8 protein-coding genes are annotated in these 14,158 nt (G+C 66.1%); 6 read left to right on the top strand and 2 right to left on the bottom strand.

Features of this window, described 5'->3' with window-relative positions; all coding sequences use genetic code 11:
• Positions 1 to 37 precede the first annotated feature (37 nt).
• The 3 genes from BDD21_RS13825 (at position 38) to BDD21_RS13815 (ending at position 3,705) form a co-directional block, all read left to right on the top strand.
• The gene (locus BDD21_RS13825; RefSeq protein WP_120799923.1) at positions 38 to 2,473 is read left to right on the top strand and encodes a Lon protease family protein; all 2,436 of its coding nucleotides are present in this window, start codon (positions 38 to 40) and stop codon (positions 2,471 to 2,473) included.
• On the top strand, positions 2,470 to 3,276 hold the full coding sequence (locus tag BDD21_RS13820) for a hypothetical protein (RefSeq protein ID WP_120797644.1): 807 nt from the start codon (positions 2,470 to 2,472) through the stop codon (positions 3,274 to 3,276). Before BDD21_RS13825 ends, BDD21_RS13820 begins: the two co-directional genes overlap by 4 nt.
• Positions 3,277 to 3,345: 69 nt before the next feature.
• Positions 3,346 to 3,705, top strand: a complete 360-nt coding sequence (locus tag BDD21_RS13815) for a DUF1640 domain-containing protein (RefSeq protein ID WP_120797643.1) — start codon at positions 3,346 to 3,348, stop codon at positions 3,703 to 3,705.
• Positions 3,706 to 3,962: 257 nt separating this feature from the next.
• On the opposite strand, the gene BDD21_RS13810 is transcribed toward BDD21_RS13815, so the two are convergent.
• Positions 3,963 to 6,728 (bottom strand): AMP-binding protein, encoded by a 2,766-nt coding sequence (locus BDD21_RS13810; RefSeq protein ID WP_120799922.1) that lies wholly within the window; start codon positions 6,726 to 6,728, stop codon positions 3,963 to 3,965.
• 169 nt (positions 6,729 to 6,897) lie between these two features.
• Here BDD21_RS13810 and BDD21_RS13805 point away from each other — a divergent pair, with 169 nt between their 5' ends.
• The 3 genes from BDD21_RS13805 to BDD21_RS13795 all read left to right on the top strand — a co-directional run bounded on the left by BDD21_RS13805 (position 6,898) and on the right by BDD21_RS13795 (position 13,387).
• Positions 6,898 to 9,762: an EAL domain-containing protein gene (locus BDD21_RS13805; protein WP_120797642.1), complete on the top strand. Its 2,865-nt coding sequence runs from the start codon at positions 6,898 to 6,900 to the stop codon at positions 9,760 to 9,762.
• A gap of 77 nt (positions 9,763 to 9,839) precedes the next feature.
• Entirely contained in the window at positions 9,840 to 12,428 is a 2,589-nt protein-coding gene (locus tag BDD21_RS13800) for a circularly permuted type 2 ATP-grasp protein (protein WP_120797641.1), read from the top strand.
• Positions 12,425 to 13,387, top strand: coding sequence for a transglutaminase family protein (locus tag BDD21_RS13795; protein WP_120797640.1), 963 nt, complete (start codon positions 12,425 to 12,427; stop codon positions 13,385 to 13,387). The genes BDD21_RS13800 and BDD21_RS13795 overlap by 4 nt, the downstream gene beginning before the upstream one ends.
• 127 nt (positions 13,388 to 13,514) lie before the next feature.
• Here the strand turns inward: BDD21_RS13795 and BDD21_RS13790 are convergent, their stop codons facing one another.
• Entirely contained in the window at positions 13,515 to 14,066 is a 552-nt protein-coding gene (locus BDD21_RS13790; RefSeq protein WP_120797639.1) for a gamma carbonic anhydrase family protein, read from the bottom strand.
• Positions 14,067 to 14,158: the final 92 nt, after the last annotated feature.

Below are 14,158 nucleotides of genomic sequence, written 5' to 3'. Positions count from 1 at the left end.
GCGGGGCATCGATCTTCACCCTGACGCGAGCTCGATCATGGCCATTGCTTCACTCGAATCGACCGACCTCTATCGACCCTGCGACCTCGGGCAGCTCGACTTCGAGACCACGGCGGATCTGGATGTGCGCGATGGACTGATCGCACAGGATCGAGCCATCGCAGCACTTCGTTTCGGCATCGGTATCCACCACGAAGGCTACAACCTCTTCGCGCTCGGTCCCTCCGGGACCGGGAAATACGCCTTGATCCGCAGCGCGCTGGAAGCACGCGCCCACGGCGAAGCGGTACCGCCCGACTGGTGCTACGTCTTCAACTTCGAGGATGCCCATCGCCCGCGCGCACTGTGTCTGGCCCCGGGCAAGGGGACGGAGCTCAAGCGGGACATGGATCAGTTGGTCGCGGACCTGCACCGGGCGATCCAATCGCTGTTCGAGAGCGACGAATACCGCACCCGTACTCAGGCGCTCGAAGAGGAGCTCGAGGAGCGACAGGAGCGGGCCATGGGCGAGATCCGCGAGCTGGCCAAGGAGAAGGACGTCATCCTGCTGCAGACGCCGACCGGCTTCACGCTTGCGCCCGTGCGCGACGGCAAGCCGCTCGGCCCGAACGAGTTCCACGCCTTGCCCGAAGAAGAACGCACCCGGATCGAGGAGGACATCAACAGCCTGCAGGCCGAGATGCGCAAGGCATTGCACCAGATGCCGCTCTGGAAGAAGCGCTCCGACGAGCAGATCGAAGCGCTCAATCGCGAGATGGCCGCCGCCGCCATCGAGAGCCTGATGGAGGGTCTCTGCGAAAAATACGGCGATCTCCCGGCCGTGGTCGACTATCTGAACCAGGTCCAGGAGGATGTCGTCGAGAATTTCCGCCAATTTCTTCCCGATCACGACAAACAACCGCAGCTGCTCGGCATCTGGATCCCGACGACTCCCGACGGCCCGCCCTGGCATCAGCGCTACCGCATCAACGTCCTCCTCGCACACGACAAGAACGGCGGCGCGCCGGTCGTCTATGCGGATCTCCCGGCGCATCATCAGTTGGTGGGGCGCATCGAGCACCGCGCACACCTGGGCGCGCTGGAAACGGACTTCACCATGATCCGCGCCGGCATGCTGCACCAGGCCAACGGCGGCTATCTCATCGTCGATGCACTCAAGCTGCTCATGCAGCCTTTCGCCTGGGAGACCTTGAAGCGTCTCCTCCAGGCCGGCGAGATCCGCATCGAGTCGCTCGCCCAGATCACCAGTCTCATCAGTACCCTGTCGCTGGAGCCCGAGCCGATTCCGCTGGATGTCAAGGTCGTGATGCTCGGGGAGCGTCACATCTACTATCTACTCTGCGAGCTTGACCCGGAATTCAGCGAGCTGTTCAAGGTCGCGGTCGATTTCGAGGATCAGCTCGAGCGCGGCCCGGAGAGCCATCTGATCTATGCGCGTTTCATCGCCTCCGAGGTGAGACGCGCGGGCCTGTGCCATTTCCACCGCGCGGCGGTTGCACGCGTGATCGAGCACAGTGCCCGCCTCGCCGACGACAACGAAAGGCTCACCAGCCACATGCGCTCGATCGGCGACCTGGTGCGCGAGAGCGAGTACTGGGCCAAGACGGACGGCAGCGAAACGGTCGGCGCGGCGCATGTCCAACGTGCCATCGACGCCAAGATCGAGCGCGCCGACCGGATCAGTCGACGGCTACGCGAAGAAACCACCCGCGGGACCATCCTGATCGAAACGAGCGGCGCCAAGATCGGACAGGTCAACGGGCTTGCGGTCATGAGTCTGGGTGGCTTCGCGTTTGGACATCCCAGCCGGATCACCGCCCGGGTCCGACTCGGCAAGGGCGAGCTCATCGACATCGAGCGCGAGGTGAAACTCGGCGGCCCCATCCATTCCAAGGGCGTGCTCATCCTCCAGGGCTTCATCGCCGGGCGCTATGCCTTGGACCATCCGCTGTCGCTCTCGGCTAGCCTGGTCTTCGAGCAGTCCTACGGCGGCATCGAGGGCGACAGCGCCTCCTCGGCCGAGCTCTACGCCTTGCTCTCCGCGCTTGCCGACCTGCCGATCCGCCAATCGCTCGCCGTGACCGGCTCGGTCAATCAGCTCGGCGAGGTCCAAGCGATCGGCGGGGTCAACGAGAAGATCGAGGGCTTCTTCGACACCTGCGCGGCGCGCGGACCGGTCGAGGCTCAGGGTGTCCTGATCCCGGTCTCCAACGTCAAGCATCTAATGCTGCGTGCCGACGTGCGCGAGGCGGTCGCGCAGGGCCGGTTCGCGGTCTATCCGATCGCGCACATCGACGAAGGAATCGAAATCCTGACCGGAACGCTGGCCGGCGAGCGTGCATCCGACGGAGGCTTCCCGGAGGGCAGCGTCAACGCGCGCGTCGAGGCACGCCTCATTGGCTTCTCCGAGCGCCTGCGCGCCCTGCACGCGCAGGACGGCCAGACCCGACCCGCGGAGAGGGCCGAGCCATGAGCGCTGCAGATCCGGGCGGACGGATCCGGCGCATCGCAGTCGCACTGGACGCCTCCCCGCACAGCCTGCAGGGCTTGGCGTTGGCCGCAGGCATCGCCGCCGCCCTGAACGCCGAGCTGGAGGGCGTCTTCGTCGAAGACACCGAGCTGCTGCGTCTCGCCGGACTGCCCTTTCTGCGCGAGCTGCGGATCGCGACCCTGTGCGAGAGCACCCTGGACGTGGACCGGCTCCAGCGCGAGCTGCGCGCCGCGGCACGCGGCGTGCGCGAACGCCTTGAACGCACTGCGGGCGAGCTGGGTGTGGCTTGGTCGTTCCGGGTCTGGCGAGGTGATCTCGAGGCCGAGATCCTGGGTGCCGGACTCGATGCGGAACTCTTCGCACTGGGGCGGATCGGACGCTTCGCCCCGCTGCGACGACGCCCGCGACCGACCGCACCGAGAACGACTCTCGGCGGTCTCGTCGTCGGCGTGCTCTACACCGGGAGCGAGGGAGCGGAGCGTGTCCTCTCGATCGCCCTGGAGCTGGGGATCCGACATGCCGCAAGCCTCGTCGTCATCCTGCAATCGGCGATATCCGCGGATGCGGCGACGCTGCGCGACCATGTGCTCGAACAGCTCGGAACCATGCGCGAGCAGTCCCGCTTGGTGCCGCTGGAGGCCACCGATACCGCGGGGCTCGCGGCGACGGTCCGTAACCTCGGCATGGATCTGCTCATCCTCGACGAGACCAATCCACTCCTGGCGCGCGCCTCGCTCTGGACCAGTCTGGAGACCCTGGGCTGTCCGGTGGCGATCGGGCGCTGATACACGGATCGATCCGAAGCGCCGAGTTTCGGACTTGCGTCCGTACGGATTGCACTCCATAGTCGCCCTATGTCATCCAGCGTCGCACTCTACGAAGCCCTGACCACGGCCACCGACGACCGCACCCGTGCGCGCGTCATCGCCGAGGCCTTCGAGCGCCTAGAGGAACGCTATCCACATCTCCCGGATATGGTCACCCAGGGCCATCTGCGCGAAACCGAGCTGCGACTCCAAAAGGAGATCGAGCTGGTTAAGGCCGAGACTGTCCAAATGCGCGGCGAAATCAGAGAAACCGAGCTCCGCCTTCAGAAAGAGATCGAGCAGGTTCGAGGAGAGATCGTGCGTTCCAAGGTCGATCTACTCAAGTGGCTCATCCCGCTGATGTTCGCCCAGGTCGCCGCGATCGCAGCGTTGGTGAAGCTCCTCTGAGCAACGCGCCTGCATGACCCGGCATGCAACACGAAGCGTTCAGCCGCGGGATCTAAACTTAAGCCGCGCCCCACGCGGTATGAGATGTTTTTGGATGGGATCGGCCACGGCAGATTTGACGACCGCTGGAGCCGGCGCGGCTTAAGAGATTAAAAAATATAGATTTTAAACCGCGTACCTGCTAAGGGCCGTGGATGCACCAAACGTCGAGTTCACTCGAAAGTGAGCATCTCGCTCTGGACGCGGTTTAATAACCCTCAGCCGGTCACATGCTCCGCAATCCAGGTACGCGCACGGTCACGCAGTCCGATTGCGGCTTCCCAATCGTCTCCGTCGGGCTGGATGGGCGGGCCGATCAGTACCTCGGCATGTCCGGGACGCGGTGAAAAGCGGTCGCCGGGCATGAGTTCGCGCGTTCCCCGCAGAGCCACCGGAACAAGCGGCACGCCGGCCTGAGCGGCGGCGGCGAAGGCGCCCATCCGAAAGGGCAAGAGCCCGGGTTGCTCGCGGAAGGTGCCTTCGGGGAAGAATGCCAGGGTCTCGCCGCGGGCCAGCACCTCGTTGATACGGGCGGACTCGGCACTCCCCGCGCGCGGATCGAAGCGGTCGACGAATTTCGCGCCCATCCGCCGCATGAAGGCCGCCACGATCGGCCGCGCGAGCAGCTCGCTCTTGGCGACAAAACCGATCGGACGCTCCACCGCCTCCGCCAAGGCGAGCCCATCGAGATAGCTCTGATGATTGGCGACTAGGACGAAGGGATGTCCCGCGGGCGGAAGATGCTCCCGGCCCGTGACGGTGAGTCGTACGAAGGTCAGCCGGCGCAGGAGCCGGATGCCGACCCGCGCCATCGACCACCTCAGGCGTACGCTCGGGCTCGCCATAATGCCGATCCAGAACCAGGGTGCGATCAGATAGAAGACCGCCCAGGCGTACCCGGCATAAAGCCGCCCCGGCAGGCTCAGGATCCGAGCGCGAAGCCCGGACGCCGTAGCCCGCATCAACTGCCAGACGGGACGACGCACCTGCTCGGAGAGCTGGCCGGCGAGATAGCGATCGCGCGTGGCGGCTCGGCGCAGCTTACCGCTCGAGGTCTTGAGCACGGCACGCGGCGGGACCAGCAACAGCTCATCGGGTGGAAGGCCGAGCGTATCGGTCGCGCGCTCGCGCAGCTTCCGGGCCAGCTCGGTACGCCGTGCCGGGTCGCGTTCCTTGGTCTCGGCCAGGATCACCAACCGTTCGCTGCCCAGCTCCGGATCCTTCGCCGCGAACGCGACGACGCAACCCTTGCGCACGCCGACGACCTCGCCGAGGGCCTGCTCGACCTCGTAGGGATAGAGGTTGCGTCCGCCGCGGATGATGAGATCCTTCACACGGCCCGTCAGATGGATGTCGCCGCCCGCAAGATAGGCGCGGTCGCCGGTCGAGTGCCAGCCGTCGTGGATCAGCGCCCGCGTGGCCGCCGGATTGCGATAGTAGCCGCGGGTCGCCGATGGCCCCCGGAACTCAAGCAGACCCTCATGGCGTTCCGGCCGCTCGCGACCCGCGTCGTCGACCACACGCACCCGATAACCGGGGAGCGCGCGACCGCAGGCCACCACTTCCATCGCCTGTGGATCCTCGCAATCGACCGCCAAGGCATAGCCCGAGCGGGCAAATCGATCGCGATCGATACAATCGATCCGAGGCCCGCGCCCCGCCGGGGGAAACGCCAAACCGACCGCCGCCTCCGCCAGACCGTAGACGGGAGCAAGCGCATCGGCGCGCAGACCGGCGGGGGCAAAGCGCTCGGCGAATCGACGCAAGGTCTCGGGACCGACGGGCTCGGCACCGTTGAGCGCCCAACGCCAGCAGCTCAAGTCCAGACCGGCGATCTGGGCGTCGGTGATGCGGGTCAGACACAGCTCGTAGGCAAAGTTGGGGGCGGCCGAGATGGTCCCGCCGTGGCGATGGATCGCCTCCAGCCAGCGGACCGGACGCGCCAGGAAGGCAAGCGGAGACATCGACACCAATGGAATGCCGTAATAGAGGCTGCCGAGCCATGCACCGATCAATCCCATATCGTGATAGAGCGGGAGCCAGCTCACGAAGACGTCATCCGGCCCGACCTGCACGACCTCGCCCATGGCGCGGATGTTCGCAAGAAGGTCCGCATGGCTCAGCACCACGCCCTTGGGGTCGCCGGTGCTGCCCGAGGTGTACTGGAGAAAGGCGATATCATCCGGCGCGGGGCGCGCCAGGGTCTCGCTCGGGGTCTCCCGATCGAGACCCTCGAGCGTCACGATGCCGCGCAGCGAGCGGACCTGAACCCGCAGGACGCGGCCGATGGCGCGCGCCTCGGGGACCGTGATCAGATACGCTGCGCCGGCGTTGTCCAGAATCCGGGCATGGCGACGCAGATGCTCCTCGATCTGCTGCGGTCGGCTCGGCGGGTAGATGGGCACCGGCACACCGCCGGCCATCAGGACGCCGAAGAAGCTGTAGAAGTAGTCCGGCCCCGTCGGAAGCATCAAGGCCACGGTCGCGCCGGGGCGCAATCCGGCGGCCTGCAGACGCGCGGCGACCCGCGCGGCACCCTCGGCGAGCGACCGATAGCTGATCGGCTGCGTGCGCTCTTCCGAACCCTCGTAAAAGATATGGATGCGGTCCGCGTGGTCTTGGAGATGCCGGTCCAGGACATCCAAGAGGGTCGCCGCGGAGGCCGGATGATCCTCGGCGCTTCGCGCGCGTGCGACGGCAAACCGAACATCGGGAGCGGCCCCCGGTTCATCGAGCAGCAACCCCAGGAGGTCTCGGGCCGTCGGCGCCGAGAGCGCCTGCTCCGAGAGTCTCGCCCCGAGGCCCTTCTCGACCCGCGCAATCAGCTCGGAGCGGCTCAGGCTATCGAGCCCGAGGTCTGTATCCAGCCGCGTATCCAAATCGATCCCGTTCGGAGGATCGGGTACACGAGACTCGCGCGCAAAGGTCAACAGGATCGAGAGCAGTCGCTCCGCGCGCTCGTCGTCCCGTGTAGCTCCCGTCATGGACGATTCCGGATCTTGGAAAGCCTTGATCTTAAGCATTACACAATAACCATGCGAGCATCAGCCTCCGACGAACGGTCCGAGAAGGTCAATCGTTACGGTATCCCTACCGATCTTCGCGCTTATAATCGCAGAATAACCCCCATCGCATTTCGAAACGTCACCGCGCATGCACAGACTTCAACCGACCGAGGAGCACACCACGCGTGTCGACTCCGCGCGGCGAGACACCGTTGATCTCGTTCGACTGCTCGACGCGTTGCCCTGCTGCGCCGTGGTGCTCGACGCCGACCAACGCATCGTGGCGGCGACCCGGGCCTTCTCGGCGCTCCTGGGCTACCCCCGAGGTTTTCCGACCGATCTCGCATTCGGAGATCTGCTCGAAGACGAGGACGCATCCCGGGTCAGCGACTTTCTGGCCACCGGCGAGACCGAGACCAATCGAACCGTGCGTCTGCGGACCCGAGCGGGCCCTCCCGTCATGACCATCATGCGCCTCTTGCGCCTCGCTCCGGGCGAGGCGCCTGCTGCTCCGGTGGTCAGCATCGTCATCGAGCCGCGCGCTATCCCGAGCACCCCGCTTCGGTTGGAACTCCCCGGAGACGAGGCGCAGGCCTTCGCGGGGGTCGCCAACTGGGAGATCGACGTTGCGACCGGGCGCGTCCTGGCCTCGCGCACCTGGTATGACATCTGGGGCTTCGAGCCGGACACGGACGTCACTCTGGACGCCGTGCTGGCGCAGATCCATCCCGACGACCGCGATGTCGCGAACACCGCGGTCAAGCACGCCATCGAGGATGCCGTCCCGTTCCGCTTTCGCCATCGCATCATCCGCCCCGACGGGACGCAGCGCTGGGCGGAGAGCGCTGGCCGCCTCGAGCCCGCAGGCTCGGACGGCGCACCCAAGCTTTCCGGCGTCGTCCTGGACATCACGCAACGCCGTGCCGCCGAGGAGGCCCTTGCCCGCTATTACGACATCGTCTCCGCCTCTCCCGATCGCATCGCCTTCCTGGACCGCAGCTGCTGCCTGCTCGCCGCAAACGCGGCCTTCCTGGCGGCGATCCAACGGACGCAGGACAATGCCGTCGGGCGTCCTTTGCAGGAGGTCGCGGGTCAGGGCCCGCTCAGCGAGCTGGTGTATCGCAACCTCGGTCGCTGCCTCGACGGGGGGCACCCGGCGGTGGACGACATCTACGAGACCGGCCCGGACGGTCAGGTGCGCGAGTCCGAGGTCAGACTCTTTCCCCATCGCGACGACGAGGACAAGGTCACGGGTATCGTCGTCAACATCCGCGACGTGACCAGCGTGCGGGACTCCGAGCGGCGTCTGCTGCAATCCGCGGTCGTCTATGCCGCAACCTCGGACGGCGTCTTGATGACGGACGCCGACGGGCGCATCGTCGCCGTGAACGCCGCCTTCAGCCGGATCACGGGCTATGCGGAGGCGGAGGTCCTCGGACGCAAACCCAGCCTGCTCAACTCCCACTGGCACACCAAAAGCTTCTTCACCCGCATGTGGCGTCGGCTGGTCAAACAAGGTGTCTGGGAAGGCGAGATCTGGAACCGGCGCAAGGACGGCGAGATCTATCTGCAGAGACTGCATCTGCGACGCATCCTCGATGGCCGCGGCAAGGTCACGAATTTCGTCGGCGTCTTCGCCGAGCGTCCCGTCTCCGCCAACGGCCCGAAGCACGTCGAGTTTCTTGCCCACTACGACCCCTTGACCAAACTACCCAACCGCCTGTTGTTCGACTCGCGCCTGGTCTACGCGATGGATCCGGCGCGACGCAATCGCACCCCGGTTGCGCTCTTCCTGCTCGACCTCGATCGCTTCGCGAACATCAACGCGAGCCTCGGCCACCAGATCGGCGACGAGCTGCTGCGTGCCGTCGGGCTGCGCCTGCGCGAGACCATTCGTCCTGCCGATACCCTGGCACGCCTGAGCGGAAACCAGTTCGGGCTGCTCTTCGAGGGTATCCAAACCCCGACGGAGGCGCAGGAGATCGCACGACGACTGCACTCTGCCCTGCGAGCACCGATGACGGTGCGCGGACATCAAGTCTTCGTCACCATGAGCATGGGGATCGCCTTGGAAACCGGTGCGGGCATCGACACCGAGGTCATGATCACGCATGCCGCAACGGCGCTCGGCAACGTCAAGCAAGGCGGACGCAATGGCTTCCGGATCTATTCCGAACCGCCGGTCGGCACATCGACAGCGCGTCAGCGCCTGACCGAAATGCTGCGCGTCGGGCTCGAAACAGGCGAATTCGAGCTGCTTTACCAGCCGCGCGTCGAGTTGGAGACGGGGCGTTGGCGGGGTGCCGGTGTCCGGGTGCGCTGGCATCAGCCGGACCTGGGACTGGTCGCACACGATCGACTCCTGCCCCTGATCGAATCCGGAGGCATGATGATCGACCTGGGTCAGTGGGTCCTCGCCGAGGCGTGCCGTCAGTTGCGGGACTGGAGCCTCAAGGGCATCCCGATCGGGATCCTTGACGTCAGCATCTCCGAGAGCCAGCTGACGCGTTTCGATCTGGTACCGTCACTTGAGCGGTTGCTCCAAAGCAACGAGATCGACCCCGCGCGCCTCGCGCTGAGCTTCGCCGAGCCGCTCCTGTTCAAACACCCGGAACGCGCCCGCGAGGTCCTGGACGGATTGTACCGACTCGGCGTTGGCCTGACGTTGAGCGAGGTCGGCACAAGCTGGCTTGCACCGCAGGTTTTGCGTCGACTCCCGATCCGCAGACTCGAGATTCATCGCAGCTTCGTGGACGCCATGCCGAACTCGCCGGACGACCTGGCGGTCGTCCAGGCCCTGATCGCCATGGCCCAAGCGTTGGACATCGACATCACCGCCGACGGGGTGCGCGACGACCGTCAGCGCTTCATCCTTCTCAACATCGGCTGTCTGGATGCGCAGGGCAGCCTTTTCGCCCCGCCGCTGACGGCGCCCCACTACGAGCGCTGCCTGCTCCAAGTCTCCGCCCCCCCGCCCGACACACCCATCGAGCCTCGACTCCACATCATATGACGCCCTAATCGCACCTTGCGACACCCGGACATGACGTGTCTAATCCAGACCCAATGTCCCGGAAAGAGCCCAGGCCCATGTCTGTCCCCGACCTGGCACCCTTACTCGAGCAGTCGGGTTTGGTCGATGCCTATACGCCCCTACCCGAGCGCTACGACGAGATGCGCACGGCCGAGGGCGAGGTACGCCCCCACTGGCAATATGTTCTCGACGCCTTGCGCACGCTCGGACCGAGCGGCATCGAGGCGCGGTGGCGCGAGGCCACCCGCATGGTCCGCGACAACGGCGTCACCTACAACCTCAACGCCGAGCCGCGGGGCATGTCCCGCCCCTGGGAGTTGGATCTGCTGCCGCTGCTCATTCGCAGCGAGGAGTGGGCCGAGCTCGAGCGCGGACTGATCCAGCGCGCCGACCTGCTCAACCAGATCCTGCTCGACCTCTACGGGCCGCGCAAACTGATCCGCAGCGGCCTCTTGCCGGCGGAGCTGTTCGACGCCAGCCCCGCATTTCTGCTCCCCTGTCACGGCGTGGAGGTCGCGGGTCATCGCCCCTTGATCCAGTACGCCGCCGATCTGACCCGCACGCCGGACGGGCACTGGCGGATCATCGGCGACCGTACCCAGAGTCCGCTCGGGTTCGGCTATGCGCTCGAGAACCGCGTCGTCCTCTCGCGCGTGCTGCCCAGCATGTTCCGCGACTCGCATGTGCATCGTCTCGCCGGGTTCTTCCGCTCGATCCGGCGCACCTTGACGCGTCTTGCGCCGCGACGGGCGGAGCATTCGCGTGTGGTCGTCCTCACGCCGGGGCCGGAGAACGAGGCCTATTTCGAGCACGCCTATCTGGCCAACTATCTCGGCTTTACGCTCGTCCAAGGCGGGGATCTCTCCGTGCGCGACGGGGCACTCTGGCTGCGGACACTCGGTCGGCTAGAGCGCATCGATGCCGTCCTGCGTCGCGTCGACGACGGTTGGTGCGACCCGCTGGAGCTGCGCGAAGACTCGTTCCTCGGCGTGCCGGGCTTAGTCCAAGCGGTGCGGGCCGGCAATGTGGTGATCGCCAACGCGCTGGGCAGCGGTATCCTCGAGCACCCGGCGCTCCCGGCCTTTCTGCCGAGCCTGTGCCGAGAGCTGCTGGGCGAGGAGCTGCACATCCCGGATATCCCCACCTGGTGGTGCGGCGATCCGGAGTCGCTGGTCCAGGTCTTGGACCGTCTCGATCAGCTCGTCATCAAGCCGCTGAACAAGCGTGACGGTCTGCGTTGCCTCTTCCCCGACACCATGGATGCGCCCGCACGCGCGGCGCTCCTGCAAGCCATTCAGAAACGCCCGGACAGCTACATCGCACAGGAGCGGGTGAAACCCTCGACCGCTCCGGCGCTCATCGGTCGACACCTCGAACCCAGACCCAGCGTGCTGCGAACCTTTTTGACCGCCGAGGAAGAGGGCTACGCGGTCATGCCCGGCGGACTCGGGCGGGTCACCCCGAACAGCGACGCCGCGCTCAACTCCAATCAGCTCGGCGGGCTGGCCAAGGACGTCTGGGTCGTCGCCTCCGAACCGGAACGCCAGGAAAGCCTGCTGGTCACGACCGAGATGCACACGCCCGCGGTCACGCAGGAGAGCGAGGTCTCCAGCCGGGTCGCCGACAATCTATTCTGGATCGGTCGCTATGCCGAGCGCGCCGAGGGACTGGTGCGGCTGCTGCGGATCACCATCTTCAAACTCTCCGAGCGCAGCGATTATGCCGCCTCGACGGGCGACTCCTGCTGTCTGCGCTCGCTCCTGGAGGCGCTGACCAATCAGACCCAGTCCTTCCCCGGCTTCATCGGAACCGGCGCGGCCGAACGTCTGCGCAACCCCGTGCCCGAGATGCTCTCGCTCATCTCCGATCCCGCACGTCTGGGCGGTCTCCCGCAAACGCTCCAAGCCCTGGGTCAGGCCGCCTATTCGGTCCGCGACCGTCTCTCCGCCGACACCTGGCGCATCGTGAGCGACATCGAGGCCCATCTCGGCAACCTCACCCATGAACCACCCGGTCAGCTCTCGCTCGCCCTCGACGAGCTGGACCCTTTGATCACCTCGTTGGTGGCATTTTCCGCTCTCACCCAGGAGAACATGACCCACAACGAAGGCTGGCACTTCCTCGAGATCGGACGTCGGCTCGAGCGCGCCGCCTCCACCGCGAGCCTCCTGCGCTCCATGCTGGTGCCGATTGCGGGCGAGCAGGACGAGAACATGGTCATCGAGGCGGTTCTCGGCGTGACCGACAGTCTCATCACCTACCGCCGACGCTATCGCGCCGGCACCCGGATCGGCGCACTCCTGGACCTGGTCTTTCAGGACGAGGGCAACCCGCGCGCCCTGGCTTATCAGCTCGTGCAGCTCGAACGCCTGATCTCCGAGCTGCCGCGCGCCGACATGACCGTCGGGCGCACGGCGGTGGAAAAGCACGTCCTCAAAGGTCTCACCGGCATCCGCCTGGCCGAGATCGACAACATGGTCCAGCCGGACAAGGCAGGCGCGCGCCGCGCCGCGCTGGCCGCCATGCTGGCCGAGCTGGATCGGCAAAGCGCTGCCATCTCGGACGCCATCACGGCCCAGTATTTCAGACACGAAGAGCAGCCGCACAGCCTGCTGCGCCGAGCCGCAGCGCGAGGCGCCTCATGAGACTCCGGATCAATCACGTCACCCGCTACGAGTACGCCGAGCCGGTGTCGCTGTGCCACAGCATCGCGCATCTGAAACCGCCCCAGACCGCGCGCCAGCGCTGTCTGTCCAGCCAGATCCGGGTCGATCCCTGGCCTGCGGTTCATCGCGAGCACGAGGATTTCTTCGGCAACCGGGTGAGCTATTTCTCGATCCAGCAGGCCCACGATGCACTCGAGGTGCGCGCCCAGAGCGAGGTGGAGGTGGTCGCCCCGACCTTGCCGAAACCCGAGGCGACACAGCCCTGGGAGCGGATCGTGGATCGTCTGCACGATCGCTACGATGAGCCCATGACCGACCTGCGCATCTTTACCCTCCCCTCGCCGCTCGTCCCGTCGGATCCCGACGCGCGCGCCTACGCCGCCGAATCCTTTGCGCCGGGGCGCCCGATCCTGGAAGCGACCATCGAGCTGATGGGGCGCATCTACCGCGACTTCGTCTACGACCCGACCTCCACGACCATCGCCACCCCACTGACCGAGGTGATGGAGCAGCGCAAAGGTGTCTGTCAGGATTTCGCACACGTCGCCATCGCCGGTCTGCGCGGACTCGGACTCGCGACCCGCTATGTCAGCGGCTATCTGGAAACACTCCCGCCGCCGGGCCAGGTCAAGCTCCAAGGCGCGGACGCCTCGCATGCCTGGTTCTCGGTGCTCATTCCCAACCTGGGCTGGATCGATTTCGACCCCACCAACGATCAGATCCCGGGCGAGCAGCACATCACCACCGCCGTCGGCCGCGACTTCCAAGACGTCACGCCGCTGCGCGGCATCTTCTACGGCGGGGGATCCCACGAGCTGCGGGTGGCCGTGGATGTGAATCGCGTATCGCCTGCAGGCAGCGAAGCCTCCGATGTCGGAGAGCCACCGGCCGCCACCCCCCGGCCCCCGGCCCCATCGTCCCAATCACAGAGCGGATAACCCCCCACCTCCCCCGAACGTAGGATGGGTAGAGCGCAGCGAAACCCATCCTCCCAGCGCCAAGCTTCCGCCTCACCGGCGCGAAACCCATCCTCCCGATGCAGTCATGCGGCCTGTCGCTGCCGCCCTATTGCGGCGATGCAGCGGTCGATCCCGCCCGATGCCGGGCAGCCAGCCGCACATAATTCTCAGCCACATAGTCCAGATATTCGCGCTCCCGATCCGTCAGCATCCGCACCCGCCGCGCCGGCGCGCCGAGCCAAAGCCAGCCGCCCTCCAGGGCCTGCCCCGGCGTCACCAGGGACCCGGCACCGAGCATCGTGAAGGGCTCGAGCACCGCACGGTCGAGCACCCGAGCACCGATTCCGATCAGACAGTGATGGCCGATCTCGCATCCATGCAGGACCACCTGATGACCGACGGTGACATCCTCGTGGACGATCAGCGGTGCCCCTCCGGGCATGAAGCGGCTGTCGTGCGAGACATGCAGAACACTCCCGTCCTGAATGTTGGAGCGCGCGCCGATCTCGATGCGATGGATATCCCCTCGGATCACGCATCCCGGCCACACGGAGACAGACGCACCGAGCGTGACCTCGCCGATCACCACCGCGGTCTCGTCGACCCACGCGGACGCATCGATCCTTGGATGTTTCTCTTCGAACGCGCGAATGTTCATATTCCTCAACCGCGCCCAGCGCGGTATGCGATGTTTTTGGATGGGATCGGCCCCGGCGGATTCGACAACCGCTGGAGACGGCACGGTTTAAA

Origin of the sequence: Thiocapsa rosea (assembly GCF_003634315.1) — a bacterium.
Taxonomy (GTDB): Bacteria; Pseudomonadota; Gammaproteobacteria; order Chromatiales; family Chromatiaceae; genus Thiocapsa; species Thiocapsa rosea.
The sequence above is the reverse complement of the archived record's forward strand: the minus strand, read 5'-3'. Positions and strand labels throughout refer to the sequence as shown.